Source organism: Streptomyces sp. NPDC001393, assembly GCF_053597455.1.
In genome coordinates this window covers 39,316-58,215 of record NZ_JBSFIH010000003.1, presented here as the reverse complement: position 1 = coordinate 58,215, position 18,900 = coordinate 39,316, and the positions used below count along the sequence as shown (strand labels likewise).

The 18,900-nt window shown below is 71.3% G+C and carries 16 protein-coding genes; 4 read left to right on the top strand and 12 right to left on the bottom strand.

Annotated features, from left to right (window positions below; all coding sequences use genetic code 11):
• Positions 1 to 106 precede the first annotated feature (106 nt).
• The 7 genes from ACWC2T_RS05325 to ACWC2T_RS05295 form a co-directional block, all read right to left on the bottom strand.
• On the bottom strand, positions 107 to 1,189 hold the full coding sequence (locus tag ACWC2T_RS05325) for a S1 family peptidase (RefSeq protein ID WP_450669121.1): 1,083 nt from the start codon (positions 1,187 to 1,189) through the stop codon (positions 107 to 109).
• Between the two features lie 327 nt (positions 1,190 to 1,516).
• On the bottom strand, positions 1,517 to 2,416 hold the full coding sequence (locus ACWC2T_RS05320) for a S1 family peptidase (protein WP_450669120.1): 900 nt from the start codon (positions 2,414 to 2,416) through the stop codon (positions 1,517 to 1,519).
• Between the two features lie 221 nt (positions 2,417 to 2,637).
• Positions 2,638 to 3,420 (bottom strand): DUF1684 domain-containing protein, encoded by a 783-nt coding sequence (locus tag ACWC2T_RS05315; RefSeq protein WP_450669119.1) that lies wholly within the window; start codon positions 3,418 to 3,420, stop codon positions 2,638 to 2,640.
• Positions 3,421 to 3,553: 133 nt separating this feature from the next.
• Positions 3,554 to 4,654 carry an LLM class flavin-dependent oxidoreductase gene (locus ACWC2T_RS05310; protein ID WP_450669118.1) on the bottom strand — a complete coding sequence of 367 codons (1,101 nt, stop codon included), beginning with the start codon at positions 4,652 to 4,654 and terminating at the stop codon, positions 3,554 to 3,556.
• A 13-nt stretch (positions 4,655 to 4,667) separates the two neighbouring features.
• Positions 4,668 to 5,429, bottom strand: coding sequence for an amino acid ABC transporter ATP-binding protein (locus ACWC2T_RS05305; protein WP_450669117.1), 762 nt, complete (start codon positions 5,427 to 5,429; stop codon positions 4,668 to 4,670).
• Positions 5,426 to 7,186, bottom strand: coding sequence for an FAD/NAD(P)-binding protein (locus ACWC2T_RS05300; RefSeq protein ID WP_450669116.1), 1,761 nt, complete (start codon positions 7,184 to 7,186; stop codon positions 5,426 to 5,428). Before ACWC2T_RS05300 ends, ACWC2T_RS05305 begins: the two co-directional genes overlap by 4 nt.
• On the bottom strand, positions 7,183 to 8,040 hold the full coding sequence (locus ACWC2T_RS05295) for an amino acid ABC transporter permease (RefSeq protein WP_450669115.1): 858 nt from the start codon (positions 8,038 to 8,040) through the stop codon (positions 7,183 to 7,185). Before ACWC2T_RS05295 ends, ACWC2T_RS05300 begins: the two co-directional genes overlap by 4 nt.
• A gap of 374 nt (positions 8,041 to 8,414) precedes the next feature.
• On the opposite strand from ACWC2T_RS05295, the gene ACWC2T_RS05290 reads away from it, so the two are divergent.
• Positions 8,415 to 9,338 (top strand): transporter substrate-binding domain-containing protein, encoded by a 924-nt coding sequence (locus ACWC2T_RS05290; protein ID WP_450669114.1) that lies wholly within the window; start codon positions 8,415 to 8,417, stop codon positions 9,336 to 9,338.
• Between the two features lie 44 nt (positions 9,339 to 9,382).
• On the opposite strand, the gene ACWC2T_RS05285 is transcribed toward ACWC2T_RS05290, so the two are convergent.
• Positions 9,383 to 10,564, bottom strand: coding sequence for a DUF5685 family protein (locus ACWC2T_RS05285; RefSeq protein ID WP_450669113.1), 1,182 nt, complete (start codon positions 10,562 to 10,564; stop codon positions 9,383 to 9,385).
• Between the two features lie 268 nt (positions 10,565 to 10,832).
• Between ACWC2T_RS05285 and ACWC2T_RS05280 the strand changes: the two genes are divergently transcribed.
• Positions 10,833 to 11,270, top strand: a complete 438-nt coding sequence (locus tag ACWC2T_RS05280) for a cell division protein SepF (RefSeq protein WP_055710258.1) — start codon at positions 10,833 to 10,835, stop codon at positions 11,268 to 11,270.
• 37 nt (positions 11,271 to 11,307) lie between these two features.
• Here ACWC2T_RS05280 and ACWC2T_RS05275 read toward each other — a convergent pair whose 3' ends face one another.
• A complete protein-coding gene (locus ACWC2T_RS05275; protein ID WP_450669112.1) occupies positions 11,308 to 12,498 on the bottom strand; it encodes an acyl-CoA dehydrogenase family protein in 1,191 nt (396 codons plus the stop codon).
• A gap of 98 nt (positions 12,499 to 12,596) precedes the next feature.
• On the bottom strand, positions 12,597 to 14,213 hold the full coding sequence (locus tag ACWC2T_RS05270; protein ID WP_450669111.1) for an MFS transporter: 1,617 nt from the start codon (positions 14,211 to 14,213) through the stop codon (positions 12,597 to 12,599).
• A 259-nt stretch (positions 14,214 to 14,472) separates the two neighbouring features.
• Between ACWC2T_RS05270 and ACWC2T_RS05265 the strand changes: the two genes are divergently transcribed.
• Together ACWC2T_RS05265 and ACWC2T_RS05260 are read left to right on the top strand one after the other, a co-directional pair.
• Positions 14,473 to 15,789 (top strand): glycosyltransferase family 39 protein, encoded by a 1,317-nt coding sequence (locus tag ACWC2T_RS05265; RefSeq protein WP_450669110.1) that lies wholly within the window; start codon positions 14,473 to 14,475, stop codon positions 15,787 to 15,789.
• A gap of 237 nt (positions 15,790 to 16,026) precedes the next feature.
• A complete protein-coding gene (locus ACWC2T_RS05260) occupies positions 16,027 to 17,055 on the top strand; it encodes a phosphatase PAP2 family protein (protein WP_450669109.1) in 1,029 nt (342 codons plus the stop codon).
• Positions 17,056 to 17,163: 108 nt separating this feature from the next.
• Here ACWC2T_RS05260 and ACWC2T_RS05255 read toward each other — a convergent pair whose 3' ends face one another.
• Together ACWC2T_RS05255 and ACWC2T_RS05250 are read right to left on the bottom strand one after the other, a co-directional pair.
• Complete coding sequence (locus ACWC2T_RS05255) at positions 17,164 to 17,379, bottom strand: I78 family peptidase inhibitor (RefSeq protein WP_450669108.1); 216 nt, start codon at positions 17,377 to 17,379, stop codon at positions 17,164 to 17,166.
• A gap of 472 nt (positions 17,380 to 17,851) precedes the next feature.
• Positions 17,852 to 18,523, bottom strand: coding sequence for a transglycosylase family protein (locus tag ACWC2T_RS05250; RefSeq protein ID WP_450669107.1), 672 nt, complete (start codon positions 18,521 to 18,523; stop codon positions 17,852 to 17,854).
• Positions 18,524 to 18,900 lie beyond the last annotated feature (377 nt).

The window sequence follows — 18,900 nt, the reverse complement described above, 5'->3', positions numbered from 1 at the left end:
GTACGACATCCGTTCGACCGCTTCCCACCTGCACAAACACGACACGGAGCCCCGCCCCCCACCGCACCCGGGGGACGGGACTCCGCGGAACGCACACCCGACGGCGTCAGCCGATCTGCGCCCCCGTGGCGGACAGCGCGGCGGTGACCGGCTGGAAGAACGTCTCCCCACCGGAGGTGCAGTCGCCGCTGCCGCCGGACGTCAGCCCGATGGCGCTGCTCCCCGAGAACAGCGACCCGCCGCTGTCACCGGGCTCGGCGCACACATCGGTCTGGATGAGACCGCTGACGGAGCCCTCCTGGTAGTTCACCGTGGCGTTCAGCCCGGTGACCGTCCCGTCGTGCACATGGGTCGTCGACCCGCTGCGCGTCACCTTCATCCCCACCGTCGCCTCGGCGGCCCCGGTGATCTTCTGGGTGGACCCGTTGTACAGGTCGACCTCGCTCGGGTGGTCGACCTGCGCCGTGTACTTCACGAGCCCGAAGTCGGTCCCCGGGAAGTGGGACTCCGCGTTCTGCCCGATCTCCTTGCCGCTGGAGTCCGACCAGGTGGTGATGGCAGAGGTGCAGTGCCCGGCGGTCAGGAAGTACGGCTGCCCGTCCTTGACCACGTTGAAGCCGAGCGAGCAGCGCCCGCCGGACCCGCTGATCGCGTCACCCCCGGCGATGAAGGGCTTGAACTCCCCCTTCGACCGCTTCAGTTCCGCCTTGCCGCCGAGCCCGTCGACCACCTTGCTCAGCTTGGCCCACTGGGCGCCGGAGACCGTCCTGTCGGCGGTGACGACGACCTTGTTGCTCACCGGGTCGGCCGCCCAGGACGTCCCCGGTATGGTCGCGTCCTTCTTCAGCGTCGTCCGCGCGCCGTCGAGCGCGGCCAGCGAGTTGGCGACGAGTCTCGCCTTGGCCCCGGCCGCCTCGACGGCGCTCACCGCGTCCTGGTCGACCACGTTGACGACGAGCCTCCTGGCCGAGGCGTCGTAGTAGCTGCCCGCGGCCTCGGATCCGAGGCGGTTCAGCAGCGTCGAGGCGAGGTTTCCGGCCGCCGGGGCGGACAGGACCTTCGGCTGCGAAGCCGGCTTCGCGGGCTCGCTGGCGTTCGCATTCTGCAAGGTGACACCCGCGGCGACCAGTGCGGCGATTCCCGCGCCGGCCACGGCGATCCGCCGCCGGGGTATGCGTCGGTGCTTCAACTCACGTCCTCCTGTGGGGGGATGGCCCGCGAGGTGTGGGGACCCGTCGGACCGGAAGGCTGGTTGACGAGCGACCACTCTTCCGAACGACACAGGGAGCGCACAAGGTTGACTTCAGGACGCGCGTAGAGAGGGCGCGCACACCCGCCCCCGTCTTGACTGACCACGGTCACGCAGGGAATTCGCACAGCAAACACGACACGCAAGTAACTCGCGCCGGACGGTCACGACACCGGCTGGCCGAAACCATATGCATCGCAGCCACCAGGAAGCCCCCGCACACCCCAGGGCATGCGGGGGCTTTCGAGGAAGCCGGAGTCGGACTCGCTACGGCAGCGTGACCCCGTAGTAGCTCAACGCCTCGGTCACCGGCTGGAAGAACGTCGTACCGCCGGAGGTGCAGTCACCGCTGCCGCCGGAGGTCAGCCCGTAGGCCACGGAACCCGCGTACAGCGGACCACCGCTGTCGCCGCCCTCGGCGCACACAGTGGTCTGGATCAGCCCGTAGACGATGTCACCGCTGCCGTAGTTGACGGTGGCGTTCAGCGCGGTGACCCGGCCGCTGTGCGTACCGGTGGTGGAGCCACGCCGGTACACGGTCTTGCCCACGGACGGCGTGGCCGCGCTGGTGATGGACTGGCTGCCCACGGCACTCGGGTGCGAGACCGAGGAGTTGGTGTACCGGACCAGGGCGAAGTCGTTGCCCGGGAAGCTGTAGCCGACGTTGGTGCCGAGCACGGTGGTGTGGCTGGAGTTGCTGTACCAGGTGGAGGCCACCTGGCCGCAGTGACCGGCGGTGAGGAAGTAGTACGTACTGCCGCTGTGCACGTTGAAGCCGAGCGAGCAGCGGTACTGGCCGCCGTAGATGGCGTCGCCGCCGCTGATCAGCTTGTTGAACTTACCCGGGGTGTGCTTGATGGTGAGCGCGTCCGCGTTGGTGCCGGCCTGCCGCTTGATCCTGGCGATCTCGGCCTTGGACACGGTGCTGTCGACGGTGAGGAGGACGCGGTCGGTCTTGCTGTCCACCGCCCAGGCCGTACCGGGTACGTCGGCCTTGAGGACGGCGTCGTTGGCCCTGCTGAGCTGGGCTGCGCTGAACGTGTGGTCGTCGCTGGCGTTCGCGGTGGGGGCGGCGAACGCGGCCGCGGCCAGGAGTCCGGCGGCCAGGGCGGTCAGCCGGCTCCGTCTCGCGGTGCCGATGTGGGGAGTGGTGCGCTTGATCCTCACTTTTCGTTCCCTCCCAGGGGAAGTCGGGGGCCCGCGTGGGGTCGGGGCCCGTGAGGCGCAGCCAGGGGGCGCGCCGGGTTGCGAACATGCATGCCCCCTGACAAGCGCTGAGGGGGAGTATTCGGCCGAATGACCGGTCGGCACAAGGGTGCCTTTCGGCCGTTGGCTTTTAAACCACCTTTACGTGGCCTCCCCTGACACCGGATCAGCGCAGGACGGGATCAGCTCACCGCACGCTCCCCCGCCTCGATCGCCACGTCCAGGGTGTTGCCGGGCGGCGGGAACGGGCAGAGGAAGTGGTCGGCGAAGGCGCACGGCGGGAGCTGGACGCGGTTGAAGTCGACGGTGGTACGCCCCTCGGCGTCCGGCGCGGCCGGGTGGAGGAAGCGGAACCGGAAGGTGGTGTCGCCGCTGGTGGTGTCGGCGAACACCGCCCACAGCGCCCCGTCGCCCTGCTGCGCGACCTGCAGCGTCAGCTGCTGCCCGGCCAGAGCGAAGGCGAGCTCCCCGGCGAGGGCGAGCCCGCGCTCACGCCCGTCCGCGTTGCCGACCCGCACGGTGCGGGTGTCGCCGTACGGCGTGAACCGACCCGGCACCGACCAGCGGGCGTCGTACGGGGTGGCCTCGATGCCCCGGAAGGCGCGCCGGGCCGCGGAGTCGGGGTCGTAGACCCGTACCCCCCACACCCCCTCGCGCACCAGTACGACCAGCCGCCTGTCCCCCAGCGCGACCCGCGCCTCCGCCTCCGGACCGCGGTCGGCGTCGAGCCGGACCTCACCGGCGAACGGCCGCCCGTCCACGCTCAGGCCGTCGGCCTCACCGGCGGTGAGCACCACGCCCTCCCCCACGGCCGCCCAGGTCCCGGGGATCTCCGGAAGTCGCCCGTCCGGATAGTCCTCCACCCAGTACGTTCCGGTCAGCGCGAGCGGCCCGAACGGCGCCGAGACCCTCTCGACCCGCGTCTCGTGCCACTGCTTCCACGCATCGGCTGCGTCCGTCGTCATGTCCTCTTCCCTTTCATCCGTGCTCGGCCTTCCTCTGCCGGCTTCCTCTGCCGGGTGCTCCAGCCCGTCACCGGTCGACGGGAGGCGGACCGCCAGGTGCATCCGCGGTCGTACGGTCATGACGTTCCCCCGGTCATGACGTTCCGCCGCCCAGTCCGGCGTACCGGTTGGCGGGCAGGGCCAGGCCCAGGTGCTCGCGCAGGGTGCTGCCCGGGTAGAAGGTGCGGAACAGGCCGCGGTGCTGGAGCAGCGCCACCGTGCCGTTGACCAGCCGCTCCAGGTCACGGCGCGGCTCGACGGGCACGAGGTGGAAGCCGTCGGTGACCCCGTCGGCGTACCAGCCGGCGACCAGTTCGGCCAGGTCGACGGGGCCGCCCCGGTACAGCGGCCCCCGCACGGTCGCCCGCGGACCCCCACCTCCGTGTCCCGGCTCGGCCGCGTGCTCGCCGTCGCCGAGGTCGACCAGCAGGCTCACCAGCACCCGCAGGGTGTCCGGGTGCCGCCCGAACCCGGCGGCACCGGCGCGCAGTTCCTCGCGTACGGCGGCGGCCTGCGCCGGGGTCACGGCGCGGACCAGGGCGACGTCGGCGTGGCGGGCGGCGACGGTACGGGCCTCGCGCTCGGTGGCGTCGACCAGACGGACGGGGTGGCCCTGCGGCGGCCGGGCCACGGTCGAGGGGCCCCGGACCGGGAAGGCGGTGCCGGTGACGTCGACGTGGTGCGGCTTGTCCCGGCCCGGGAAACGGCCGGTCGACGCGTCCCGGACCTCGGCGCCGTCCTCCCGGCTGTCCCACAACCTGGCCACCGCGTCGGCGACTTCGCCCGCCTCGTCCCACAGCTGCCGGACCGACGGCGCGGGCCGGCGGCCGAAGAGCCGGTCCTCGCCCGCACCGGTCGACACCTCGATGCGCCAGCCGGCCCGCCCACCGCTGACCCGGTCCAGCGTCGCCACGGCGGCCTGCACCACCAAGGGCTCGGTGTGGGTGGTGGTGACGGTCGGGACCAGACCGATGCGCCGGGTCGCGGGCGCCGCCCGGGACAGCACGGCGAGCGCGTCGGGCCCGGGCCGGGCGAAGGAGTCGTCCAGCGTCACGAAGTCCAGCCCACCGCGCTCGGCGAGCCGGACCAGCTCGACGTGCGGTTCGGCACCGGAACACTCCGGCAGATCGACGGCGGCGGCGAGATGCAGCAGCCCACGGCCGTACCGCGCGCTCACCTCGGTGTCTCCTGCCATCGCGTGCCCACCCTCACAGCACCTTCGCCAGGAACGCCCGGGTCCGCTCGTGCCGCGGCCGGTCCAGCACCTCACCCGGCGGCCCCTGTTCGACGATCCTGCCGTCGGCCATGAACACCACCGTGTCGGCGACCTCACGGGCGAAGGCGATCTCGTGGGTGACGACGATCATCGTCGTGCCCTGGGCCGCCAGGCCCCGGATGACGTCGAGGACCTCGCCGACCAGTTCGGGATCGAGCGCCGAGGTCGGCTCGTCGAACAGCAGCAGCTTCGGCTCCAGCGCGAGCGCCCGCGCGATGGCCACCCGCTGCTGCTGCCCGCCGGACAGCTGCCGTGGATAGGCGTCGGCCTTGTCGCCGAGCCCCACCCGCTCGAGCAGCCGGCGCGCGCCCTCCACCGCCTCCCTCCGGGGCCGTTTCAGGGCGGACACCGGGGCCTCGACGACGTTGTCGAGGACCGTGAGGTGGGGAAAGAGGTTGAAGTTCTGGAAGACGAACCCGATCCGGGTGCGCTGCCGCAGCACCTCCCGCTCGGGCAGCTCGTACAGCTTGTCCCCGGCGCGCCGGTACCCCATCAGCGAGCCGTCGACGCTGATCTCCCCCCGGTCCACCTTCTCCAGGTGGTTGATGGTGCGCAGCAGCGTGGACTTGCCCGAGCCGGAGGGGCCGAGCACGACGGTCACCTCACCGGCGCGCACCTGCAGATCGATGCCCTTGAGGACGTCGAGCGAGCCGAAGCTCTTGTGCACCGACCTGATGTCGACCATGACGCTCATCGTGCGGGTTCCCTTCTCCGTGAGGTGCTCAGGAAGGCCAGCGCCGCGCGGGCGGTGGCGTCGTTCTGCCGGAACGCGGCCCCTCCGGTGCGCGGCCGGGTGAAGGCGCCGGGGGTGCGGGCGTCGGTGTACGGGCCGAGCGCGAAGCGCCGGGGATGCGGCCGCCCCGCGCCGTCGAGGATCCGGCCGTCGCCGGGGTCGACCCGGAGCAGTCCGTCCGGTGTCTCGGCGGCGCCGTCGATGTGCAGTTGGCGCAGCAGGCGGTCGCGGGCCCGGCCGACGGTGGGCTCGGGCAGCCGGGCCTCGACCAGGGCCCGGGCCTCGACGGAGAAGCCCGGCACGGTGGGACTCGCGGCCCGGAACACCCCGTCCTCGGCGGTGACGGTCATGTCGGCGCCGACGAACCTGAGCAGGCCGGCCCGGGACAGCGCGAGCATCTGCCGCAGCCGGGGTCCGGGCGGCCCGGAGGCCAGGTAGCTGAAGAAGCCGTGCCACCAGGGGCCGGTGTTCCCGAGGCGGACGAGCTGCCCGTAGACGGAGAGCAGCCCGAGGAAGACACCCAGGTCCGCGCTGTGGGAGGGGTCATGACGGCGGTTCAGGTCGGCCTCCACATACCGCCGCATGCCCTCCTGGAAGTCCTCGTGGGAGGCGTACCGCACCCCGTCCAGCGGATGGTCGAGCGCGGTGAGGTCGAGGCGGTCGGCCGGATCCGGCACGGCGGCGGCGACCAGCGCCCGCACCTCGGCGACGTCGCTCGCGGCCGCGTACTTCTCCTCGAAGTCGGCCCAGGCCATGGCCGTGCGCTCGGCGTGGGCGGTGAAGAGGCGGTGGTAGTGGGCGAAGCCCAGCTCCTTCTCCACCAGCGGCCACACATCGCGCCGGAAGTCGAAGCCTCCCGGCCGGGCCAGCAGGGCCTCGACCTCGGCCGGCCCCAGGAAGCGGGGCAGCGGGGGCCGGTCGCCGGTCCAGTCGTAGCCGATCTTGGCGTGGTACGGCACTCCGCGCCGCGAGCCCACGTGGAGCACCGGCTCCCGCCCGGAGGGGAGGTAGGTGTCGCCCTCGTACCGCCCGCCGCGCCCCTCGGTGAGCAGCACCATCAGGTCGACGAAGGCCAGCCCGAAGCCGCGCACGAGCACGGGTTCGCCGGGCAGCAGCGGGGACAGGTCGCTGTCGGCGGTGAAGTCGGGCGGCAGGTGCACCAGTCCGTGCTCGCGGGCGTAGGCGGCCAACTCTTCCTGGTTGTCGTCGAGTTCGGCGTCGAGGTGACCGATCGCGAGGATCACCAGGTCGGCCAGGAGGGGATGCGGCCGGCCCTCCAGCCAGACCCGCTGGCGGCCCTCGCGCGGGCCGCCGATCCGCAGGGCCCGCCGGGGATGGTGGTGGACGGTGACGCCCTCGGGCAGCTCGGCCCGTGCGCGCTCGTACACCCAGCGCAGATAGCGGCCCTGGAGCTGCCGGTCGGCGAAGGTGCCGCCGTCGAGGCCCGCCCACTCGTGCAGCGTGGGGCCCTCGCGCACCGGGCCGTCCATGGTCACCGTCTCGTCGGTGAACATGGTGACGTCCTCGGCGTGGGAGTTCATCCACAGCAGCGGTGACTGCTTCTCGCGCCAGATGCGTCCGCCGCCCGGCGGATACGGGTCGACCAGGTGGATATCGAGTCCCGAACCGGCGTACAGCTCGGGGGCGTTGGCGGCAATACGTTCCAGCAGTCCGGTCCCCCGCGGCCCGGCTCCCACGATCACCAGCTGCGGCCTCATCGGGCGTGCTCCGTGCCGCGCGCGTAGTACTTCTCGATGTAGTGCTGGCCGAGGCCGAGGGCCGAGGTGACGACCGCGTACCAGAGGGTCGCGACCATGAGCAGCGGGATCACCTGATAGGTCTGGTGGTAGATCAGCTGGGCAGAGAACAGCAGGTCGTTGACGGCGATGACACTGACGATCGAGGTGCCCTTGAGGGTGCCGATGAGCATGTTGCCGGCGGGCGGCACGATGGAGCGCATGGCCTGCGGCAGCACGATCCGCCACCAGCGCCGCGACCGGCTCAGGCCGAGCGCCTGGGCGGCCTCGATCTGCCCGCGGTCGACGGAGAGGATGCCGGCCCGGACGACCTCGGCGGCGAAGGCGGCCTCGTGCAGGGTGAGTCCGACGATCGCGACGGCGACCGGGGTGAGCAGGTTGACGGTCCGCACGCCGAGCACCTGCGGGTACAGCGCCCCGATGTTGAACCACAGCAGCAGCTGCACCAGGATCGGGATCGACCGGAACAGCCACACATAGCCCCAACTGACCGCTCGCAGCACGGGGTTGGCGGAGAGCCGGAAGGCGGCGAGCAGGGTGCCGAGGGCGAAGCCGAGGACCATCACGACCGCGGTCAGCCACAGCGTGAGCCAGAGCCCGCGCAGGATGGAGCCGGAGGTGAAGTTGTCGGCGACGACGTCCCACTGGAACGCCTTGTTGCGCAGGACGGAGGTGACGGCGAACCCGAGCAGCACGAGCACGACGACGGCTGCCGTCCACTGGCCGTACCGGCGCTGCGGGACGATCCGCGGGGCGTGGCCGGGCTCGGGTGTCCCGGCCGCGGTGGGGATTTTGGCGAGGGTGTCGGATGACATGCGAAGGCTCCGTGACACGAAAGAGTCGGGTGGCGCCTTCACACGGCCGAGCCCCTCAGCAGGGCCGTCCACCGAGAGTACGTGGGCGTTTCCCGCCGCTGTCAAGGCTGTCCGAACTGTGAGCCGTACGTCTCAAGTCAGTTGACGCGGAACCGGATGCCTGTTCCACTTGGCCCATGCATCCACAGCAGTGGCTGGTCACCCGCTCCCACATCGACTTCGGTCGCGTGTGGTCCTCTTCCTGTTGAGCTGACCCCCTGCATGCGCCTGCCCTCCGGGCGGGCGCACTCGCGTTCTCCCTCTCCCTCGCCTTCACGCGCACTCCCCTCCCCTCGCGCTCCGCCACCCTGTCTGCTCCCAGGAGACCGCACCCGATGCGTACGCGCCTTGTTGTACCTTTTATTGGCATTACGGCCGCCACTCTGCTGCTCACCGCCTGCGGTTCGGGCGGGACAGGCACGTCCGCGGTGGCCGCCAAGTCCGGCCAGGTGCCCACCACCGATGTCGTCTCCGCCGAGAAGAAGGACGACGCGGCGGCGAAGCTGCTGCCCGCCGGCACCACCCGCCTCACCGTCGCCATCAGCGTCGGCGGCACACCGCCCGGCACCACCTATCTGTCCGACGGCAGGACGCTGACCGGCCAGGACGTCGACTTCACCAAGGCGGTCGCCAAGGTGCTCGGCATCGAGCTGAAGGTGGAGCAGGCGGGTTTCGAGGCGATCCTGCCCGCGCTGGACAGCGGCAAGTACGACTTCGGCGCGTCCAACTTCGGCGTCACCGACGAGCGCCGCAGGACCATCGACTTCGTCACCTACGTCAACGACGGCCAGGGCTTCGCCGCCCGCACGGACAGCAAGCTGACGAAGATCACCGATCTGAGGCAGCTCTGCGGGCTGAACGTGGCGACCGGCGCCGGCACGACCTTCGAGGCCACGCTGCAGCAGAGCAGGCACGTCTGCACCGACGCCGGCAAGAAGCCGTACCAGGTGCAGACGTACTCCGAGTCGAGCGCGATCTGGTCCTCCGTCCAGCAGGGCCGCAGCGATGTGGTGATGTCCACCATCAACGGCCTGCGCTACGCCGTGGCCCACCAGCAGGGCCTGAAGTTCCTGAACGAGTACCACCGCCTGGACGTGGGCTTCGCCTTCAAGAAGGGCACCGGGCTGGCGCCCGCCTTCCAGGCGGCGGTGAACAGGCTGATCGCCGACGGCACGTACGAGAAGATCCTCAGGAAGTGGGGCACGACGGGCTCGGCCATCACCAGGTCGCGGATCAGCCCGCCGGAACTGAAGAACTGAGCGGAACGGTTCGGGCGGTCACAACCCGCGGTCACAACCGGCGATCACAACCCGCAGTCACAACCCGAGCAGCACTCACAACACTCACAGCACTCGCAGCACTCGCAGCACGACAGGTCGCAGTCACAGTCGCAGTCGTTGCAGCAGCCCTCGCGCTTCTTCCGCGACCAGGGACCCTCGAACTCGTCGGCGCAGCACACCTTGCAGGTGCAGCACAGGCCGAGGGCGGCCGCGCAGCCGGCCCAGAAGCCGCGCTTGTCCGGGTGCGGCGGCTGGCCGCCGAAGGGGTTGCCGTACGGGTGGCCCGGTGTGTTCGGTGCGTGGTGACCGGGCGGCGGTCCGAAGGAGGCCTCGGGCGCGTGTCCGCACGAGCGGGTGCCGAACGCGCGGTCCACGGAACGCTCCAGCTCGTGCACGAGCAGCCGGTGGACCAGCCTGCCGTCGGCGAACTCGGCCTCCCGCAGGGCGAGCCGGATGCCGTGCACGGCGTCGTCGGCGAGCCGGCGGGCCTCGGTGCGGGAGGTGCCCGTGGCGGTGAGCGGGTTCCAGGCGCCCGACGCGGCGTCGGCCTGCTGGTCCTCCACGGCGTCCAGCAGATGTGCGAGCCGGCCGAAGAGCCGGCCCGCCTCGGCGAGCGGAGTCGCGTTGCCCGGCCGTCCGGCCAGCACCGCGGTGTGGGCGAAGGCGGCGGCGGTCGCGCTCTCGGTCGGCTCGGTGACGGTCAGGACCGGGGTGCCGTACCCGGCGAGGGTCTCCAGGCCCAGCTGCCGGTCGACGGCCTCGACGAGGACGCCGGTGTCGAAGCCGACCGCGGCGCCGCTGTGGGCGCCGGCCCGGCCCCAGCCCGCGGCGACCCGGCGCGCGGCGGCGGCCATGGGCCGGCGGGCCAGCAGCCCGTCCCGGTCGGCGACATGGTCGCGCACCTTCGCCGCGGCGAGCACCAGGGAGACGGCGGCGGCGAGCCGGGCGCCCTCGCCCCGGGCGACGGACGCGGTGCGCATCCCGCGCAGCGCGCAGGGACCGGCCGTGCGGCGGCCGTCGGCGGTCCGTCCCGCCTGAGCCTCCGTCAGGACCGAGACGAGAAGGCCGTCATAGTTTGTCACAATGCGCGCGAGTTGCCCGTGATCGCGGCGCAGGGCGAGACACAGCCCGCACAAGTGCGCCATCCACTCGGCCTTGAGATGCTCACCGAGCCGATGAGAGCACGGTCTGACGATTCCGAACACGACGATCCCCCGTGATGTGGTACGACGTTGACGTTCACCCGGACGCACCGATCATCACCCATCCGCCGACGACTATCATATTTCACTCTCAGTCAGCAGCCGTATGAGTCACGACCCTTGGGGCACAAGGACTCTCGACGGATCGGCTGTGCACCAGTACCGTCACAAACCCCCCGCGCGGCGCCTATCCACTTGGCGCGCCGTCCGCATCATGGATGACCATAGGGACGCGGAAAGCAGAAAAAGACCGCTGTGAGAGGAGGCGTCCATGGGATCGGTACGCAAGGCGAGTGCGTGGCTCGGCCTCGTCGACGACAACGATGACGAGCGTTACTACGACGACGAGTACTCCGAGGGCACCGAGTCCGAGGGCGCCTGGGTCACCGACCCCCGCGTGAAGGTGGCCTCGGACACGGCCGAGGAGAAGGGCCGCCGGATCGGCACGGTCACCCCGGACAGCTTCCGGGACGCCCGCGCCATCGGTGAGCTCTTCCGGGACGGGGTCCCGGTCATCATGAACCTCACCAACATGGAGCCGGGCGACGCCAAGCGGGTCGTGGACTTCGCGGCGGGGCTCATCTTCGGTCTGCGCGGCTCGATCGACCGCGTGTCCAACCGGGTGTTCCTGCTCACGCCGGCCGACACCCAGATCATCAGCGGCGAGGCGTCCGCCCACCGCGAGGACGGCTTCTTCAACCAGAGCTGAGGCAGGGCCGCTCACCGGCCCTGCCTGCCGACTCCGGTCAGCGGAAGGCGTCGAGCCCGGTGAGCGCCTTGCCCAGCACGAGCTGGTGCATCTCGACGGTGCCCTCGTAGGTGAGCACCGACTCGAGGTTGGTCGCGTGCCGCATCACGGGGTATTCCAGGGAGATCCCGTTGGCACCGAGGATCGTCCGCGCCGTACGGCAGATCTCGATCGCCTCGCGGACGTTGTTGAGCTTGCCGAAGCTGACCTGCTCCGGGCGCAGGCGGCCGGCGTCCATCCGCCGCCCCAGATGATGGGCGAGCAGGATCCCCTTGTGCAGTTCCACCGCCATGTCGGCGAGCTTGGCCTGGGTGAGCTGGAAGCCGCCGATGGGCCGCCCGAACTGCTCCCGCGTCTTCGCGTAGTCGACCGCCGCCTCGAAACTGCTGCGCGCCGCGCCCATCGCACCCCAGACGATGCCGTACCGGGCGTGGGACAGACAGCTGAGCGGTCCGCGCAGTCCGGTGACCTCCGGGAGTACGGCGTCCGCGGGCAGCCGTACGTCGTCCATCACCAGTTCGCTGGTGACGGAGGCGCGCAGGGACCACTTGTGCTTGATCTCCGGCGCAGAGAAGCCCGGGGTGCCGGTGGGGACCACGAAACCGCGGATGCCGTCCTCGGTCTGCGCCCAGACGACGGCCACCCCGGCGACCGATCCGTTGGTGATCCACATCTTGCGGCCGCTGAGCACCCAGTCGTCGCCGTCACGCTTGGCGTGGGTGCGCATGGAGGCGGGGTCGGAGCCGTGGTCGGGCTCGGTCAGCCCGAAGCAGCCGATCACCTCGCCGGCCGCCATGCGGGGCAGCCACTCAAGCTTCTGCTCCTCGCTGCCGAAGCGGTGGATCGCGTACATGGCGAGCGAGCCCTGCACGGAGACGAGGGACCGGATGCCGGAGTCGGCGGCCTCCAGCTCCAGGCAGGCCAGGCCGTACTGCACGGCCGTCGCCCCCGCACAGCCGTATCCGGTCAGGGACATGCCCAGGGCACCGAGGGAGCCGAGTTCGCGCGCGAGTTCACGGATGCCGGGCAGCTCGCCCTTCTCGTACCACTCGGCGACGTACGGCAGCACCCGGTCCGCCGCCCAGGCCCGCACGGTGTCCCGCACGGCCAGGTCCTCCGGTTCCAGCAGGTCGTCGATCCCGAGCGGGTCGGCGGGATCGAACGGGGGCAACTTCGCGGACGCGGACATGGGACACCCTCCGGCACACAGAAAACTAGCACCGCTAATTACTTATGTGCCGCCGACGTTACGGCGCGGTGTCCTGCACGTCCAGTACACCAAACACCTCAGGCCGAGACGCGGGACTCCACCACGTCCCGCTGCGCGGGCAGCTCCACCGCCTCCACCGCCGCCTCGGGCTGCGCGCACTGCATGATCCGCGGCAGTCGCAGCGCCATCACCGCGCCCAGCAGCAACAGGCCGGCGCTCACCAGCAGCGTCACATGCAGCCCGTGCACGAAGGACTCCCGCGCGGCCCGGCGCAGCGCCGCCCCGGTGGGGCCGCCCAGCCGTCCGGCGACCTCGTAGGCCTCGCCGAGCGAGTGGCGCGCCCGCGCCGACGCGTGGTGCGGAACGCCCGGCACCGAGCGCAGATGCGGGGCGTAGGCCGCGTTCATCACGCTGCCCAGCAGGGCGATGCCGATGCCGGCGCCGAGCTGGTACGACGTCTCGCCGATGGCGGCCGCCCCGCCGGCCTGGTCCGCCTGGGCCTCGCTGAGCATCGACTCGTACGCCCCGAAGAGCGTGGTCTCCAGACCGAAGCCGAGCAGCACGAAACCGGCGAGCAGCAGCGGTGCGTTGTCGGTGCCGCCCATCGCGGTGAGCGTCAGGACCGCGACGGCGGTGAGGCAGAAGCCGAAGCAGACCATCCGGCGCGGCCCGAAGCGGCGCAGCATCCGCGCGCCCGCCAGCCCGGCCGCCATCGCCGCGACGGTCAGGGGCAGCAGCCTGAGGCCGGTCTGCAGCGGGGAGAGCCCGAGCACCAGTTGCAGGTACTGGGCGGCGATCAGCTCCAGGCCGACCAGCGCGAGCATCGCCAGCACGATGCAGCCCACCGAGGTGCTGAACGCGGGCCGGCGGAACATCCGCAGGTCCACCAGCGGATGCGCAAGCCTGCGCTGCCGCCGTACGAAGAGCACGAGGAGGGCCGCGCCGACCAGCAGCGGCAGCACGGTGAAGGGACTCGCCGGCGCCTCGCCACCGCCCAGCCGCTTCACGCCGAGGACGACGCCGAAGAGACCGCCGGCCGCCATCAGGGCGCCGACGACGTCCCACGGGCCGCTGCGGTCGCCACGGGACTCGGGCAGCAGGATCCGGCCGACCGGAAGGCTGACCAGCATCAGCGGGATGTTGACGAGGAAGGCCGCGCCCCACCAGAAGTGCTCCAGCAGGAAGCCGCCGAGCAGCGGACCGACGGCCGCGCCGACGGCGGCCACCGCGCTCCAGATGCCGATCGCGAGCGCGCGCTCGCGCCGGTCCGGGAAGACCTGACGCAGGATCGACAGGGTCGCCGGCATGATCATGGCGCCGCCGACGCCGAGCAGCGCGCGGGCCAGGATCAGCATCTCGGCCGTCTGCGCGAGGGCGGCCACGGCGGAGGCGACGCCGAACAGGCCGTAGCCGAGCAGCAGGACGCGTCTGCGGCCGACCCGGTCGCCGAGGGTGCCGAAGAGGATCAGCAGCGAGGCGCAGACCAGCGGATAGACGTCGACGATCCAGAGCAGCTCTATGGCGCTGGGCTTGAGGTCCTGGGTGACGGCGGGGACCGCCACGTGCAGCACGGTCGCGTCGAGGGCGACGAGCAGCAGGCTGACGCAGAGGACGACGAGGACGACCCAGCGGCTCGCACCGGCCCCGGCCGGCCGACGGCTCGGGGCCACGGCAGCCGTGGTCGTCCCGGACATGTACGTACCTCCCAGATGTGCCGCGCGCGGGGCGGACCGACGGGGTGGGGACTCCCTGTCGTACGGCCGGAGAGGAGCGGGGTCTCCGGCCCGCGCAAACCCACGCGGGTGACTCGTCAGCGTACGCGAGTCCGCCACGGTGACACGTGGCGGACCTCTCACACGCGCGACGGAACCCGTGTGGCGTACGCCACGTCGCCCCCTCTTGACCACGCCCCGGCGGCCGGTGCGGTTCCGCCGCCTGTCGATAATCGGGTCCGTGACCGATCTTGACACGCGCGTGGACCCCCGCCACGCCCCACTCCTGCGCCGGGCGGTACCGGCCCTCCTGGGCTATGCGGCGGTGCGCGCCCTGGGGCTGGTGGTGCTGGCCGGGTGGGGCGCCGCGCGCGGCAAGAGTGCGTACACCCTGTTGACGGCACGCTGGGACGCGCTGTGGTACACGCGGGTCGCCGAGCTGGGGTACGGCTACGAGGTGCGGCTGCCGAACGGCGACGTGCACTCCAACCTGGCGTTCTTCCCGCTGCTGCCGTGGCTGGAGCGGCTGGGGCACGCGGCCCTGCCGCTGTCGTACGCGGACGCCGGTTTCGTCGTCAGCCTGCTCGCCTCGCTCGCCGCGGCCTGCGGGATCTTCGCCGTCGCCGAGCGGCTGCACGGCCCGCGGGTGGGCGTCTGCGCCGTGCTGCTGTGGGCGGTGCTGCCGGTCGGGATCGTGCAGTCGATGGCGTACAGCGAGTCACTGTTCACGGCGCTGGCGGCGTGGTCGCTGTACGCGTTGCTGACGGGACGGTGGATCACCGCGGGCACCCTGGCGGGGCTGGCGGGGCTGACCCGGCCGGTGGGGGCCGCGGTGGTCGCGGCGGTGTGGGTGGCGGGCGTGATCTCGTTCGTGCGGGACCGGAGCGTGATGCGCCCGCCCGGCGCGTACGACAACGAGCACGCCCCGGCGCACACATCCGGCGCGTCCAGCGGCACACACGCCCCAGCTCGCACACCCGGCACACCCCTCACCTCGCACAACCCACAAACACCTGAGCCCCCTAACGTCACTCATGCCCCCGGCACCCCACATGCCCCCCTGTGGCGTCGCGTGCTCGGCATGGTGATCGCTCCGCTCGGCGCCGCCGGTTACGTGCTCTGGGTCGGGCAGCGGACCGGGAAGGGAGTGTTCGGGTATCTGGACGTTCAGGCCGGATGGCGCAACGGGTTCGACGGCGGCTATGCCTTCGGGCGCTTCGTGGCCGACAAGTTCACGTCATTTCCGACCGCGTTCGCGGGCGCCGGCCTGATCATCGGGGTGGCCCTGCTGCTCTGGCTGTACGCGACCGGCGTCCGAAGGCGTCAGCCGGTCGAACTGCTGGTGTACACGGGTGTCGTGCTCGCCCTCGCCCTGTGCGCGTCGAGCTACTTCGGCTCCAAGCCGCGGCTGCTGATGCCCGCCTTCCCCGTGCTGCTGCCGCTCGCCTGCGCCCTCGCCCGGCTGCGCACGTCCCGATCCGCGCTGGTCACGACCGGACTGGCCCTCGTCACGGCGGTCTATGGGGCGTTCTGGCTGAACGGCTCCGGTCCCCCGTGATCGACTTCTCCCGGCGGTGACGCCCCGGAAAATTCCGCGCCAGGACCGGGTTAACGCATTCACAAGCGCCATATAAACAACACCCGGCATGATCAAAGGAATTGCAGGAAAGGGCCTCACAGGATTGCGGAATCCCTGGAATTCGGGCCGCCCTTGAGAGGTTTCCCACATCACATCGTCATCACAAACCCGCTGTTTCGACCGGGCACACACCTCACTCGCTGTAACGTCGATTGGGTGCGTACCGAACGAAACCTCACCCGGCGTCTGGACCGGGTGTTCGCCAGACTCGACCGTGAGCCGGAACGACCGGCCCACATCGATGTGCCAAGGATGAGCCGGCACCGGGTCGTTCTGTTCACGGCGACCCTGGCTTTCTACCTGGCCATCGTGTGGGCCGTGGTGATCACGTCCTGGCTGGTCCGGCTCGACTGGCAGGTCATGTTCTTCCGGCCGTACCAGCAGTGGCCGCAGATCCACGCCTTCCTCGACTACTACGTGGTGCTCGGCCAGCGCGGCCCCACCGCGGTGATGGTCGCGGCCTGGCTCGGCTGGCGCTCCTGGCGCCAGCACACCCTCCGCCCGCTGCTCACCCTCGCCACCTCGCTGCTGCTGCTGAACATCACGGTCGGCGCCGCCAAGTACGGCATGGGGCGCCTCGGTCCGCACTACGCGACCGTGATCGGCTCGAACGAGATGATGCGGGGCGGCGATATATTTCCCAGCGGCCACACCGCCAACGCGGTCGTGACCTGGGGCATCCTGGCCTATCTGGCCTCCACCCCGAGAGCGCGCCGCTGGCTGTCGGCACTGTCCGCGATCACCTCGCTGGGCGTCGGCCTCACCACCGTCTACCTCGGTACGCACTGGCTGAGCGACGTCCTGCTGGGCTGGGCCGCGGGCCTGCTGATCCTGCTCGCCCTGCCGTGGTTCGAGCCGCTGATCGCCAAGTCCGAGACCGCGCTGTTCGACCTGCGCGACCGCTGGCGTGCCCGCCGCGGCCGGCCCGTGCCGGAACCGCTCGTCCCGGTCGCGCCGGTGGTGCTCAGGCCGCGCGGCGCACCGGTGGAGCAGCCGGCCCCGGCGCGCGAGCCGGTCGCCTCGACCCGTGCCTCCAGAGGGCCGGCGCATCTGGCCCCGGGACCGCACACGGCCCGCTCGGAACGCACCCCGGTCACCCCGGTGGGCAGCCGCCGCCCGCCGCACACCGACCACCGCATCCCGCGCGGCACCACCCAGCCGGCCCGCCCGCTGACGGGCGGCTGACCACGGGGCCCGGTACGCACAACCGCCCCGCGCACACACGTCGTAGGCCCCGCTTCCCCGAGGAGGGAAACGGGGCCTACGTCGTGCAGGTGTACGTAGCGGTGGTCCTCAGCCCTTCCAGGCGCGGACCACCCGCCCGTCGCGCACCTCGAAGTTCAGCCGGCCCACCCGGTACTCCATGGTGATGATCGCGTCCGGCGGCAGCGACCGCACGGTCGACCACCCCCGCTCCCGAGCGAGCCGCTCGGCGTCCGCGGCATCGAGGCCGACATACCCTTCGGGACTGTCCTGGGGCTCCGCTGGCGGAGAGGGATTCGGTGCCATGCCGCCACGCTACCGCGCAGCGCAGGGTAAGAGTTGTATCAGTCTCCCGTCACACTTCTGTCACAGCCGCAGGGCTGCGTATCCCTCGCCGCGTCATTAGCCGCTGCCGCGGCGGGCGTCACACGTACGAGGGTTTCCGCGGAGCCCGCCGGGGCAATCGAACAGAATTCACGCGCCCTGATCAGCGCGTCGAATTACCCGGTGGAAAGTTCCCCCGCCGGGATCACGACAGCGTCCGGAGATGTCATTCCCCGGGCAATCGGGCAGCGGGGCCACGGCAGCTGACGCCGCATAGGAATTTCACGACTTCAGCACATAACCACCGTACGCACCCTGCCGGAGCGGGCGGCACCGCGAGCGTCATGGCGCCGGTCCGTGGGTACCCCGCGCCGGAGCCGCATCGAGCTGTCAGGGAACGCGGACAGCCGCTGTCCTCGACGGGCAGCGGCTGTTCGGCAAGGATGCTCGGCGGTCAGAGCGCGAGGCGCTGGCCGGGCACGATCAGGTTCGGGTCGTCGCCGATGACCTTCTTGTTGGCGGCGTAGATCCGCTGCCAGGTGGTCCCGTGCCGCGCGGCGATGGCGCTCAGGGTGTCGCCCTCGCGGACGGTGTAGTCACCCGTGCCACGGGACTCACTGCGGTTGGTGTGGCCGCTCGGGCGCTCCGGCGTCTTCGCCGGGGCGGACTCCGTCGTCACGCTGCTCTCCGGGGCCGCCGTACCGGAGGAACCGGTGTGGGCCGCCGCGGGAGCGGCGCCATAGGCTCCGGCGCGGGCGGAGCAGACCGGCCAGGCGCCCCAGCCCTGGGCCTGCTGGACCTTGGTGGCGACGGCGATCTGGGCGCTCCTGGAGGCCTGGTCGGCCGTCGGGGCGTAGGCGGTGCCGCCGTACGCGCTCCAGGTGCCGGCGGAGAACTGCAGCCCGCCGTAGTAGCCGTTGCCGGTGTTGATGTGCCAGTTGCCGCCGCTCTCGCACTGGGCGATGCGGTCCCACACTCCGCTGTCCGCCGCGGCGGCGTTGCCGGTGGCGGCCAGCAGTCCCAGCGGGGCCAGCAGCGCGGCTCCGGCCAGCGCGGCCGCCGTACGGCCCTTGCGGGCACCCTCGGGACGGGCGGTGTTGCGGGTGGTATCGGCACACTCGGACATGTAATTCCCTCTCCACGAACCCGGGCTCCCCCGGGCGGAGCACGCCTCGCCGCGCAGGACCGCGGTTGCTCGTGCCCGCCCCGTCCGGGTGACCGGTACCGGCGTTCGTGCTCTGCCGGTGCCGGGCGTCGGACGTACCCGAGCGGTGCTCGTTGCACACGGCGGAGGAATGTAGGGAGGACGAGCGGGCGGAATCAACCAACTCCCTGTCATTCCAGGCCAGTTGCTGGTTACCGCGAGTATCGGCGATTTTCGGCCACCCACTACATTCGCTGATTTCCTGATTTGTCGACCAGTGACCGAGGCGGTCTGTGACCCACTTCACCCCTTCAAGTTCCTTGACGTGGCGATGAGTTGACCGGGAGTAGCGCATTCCG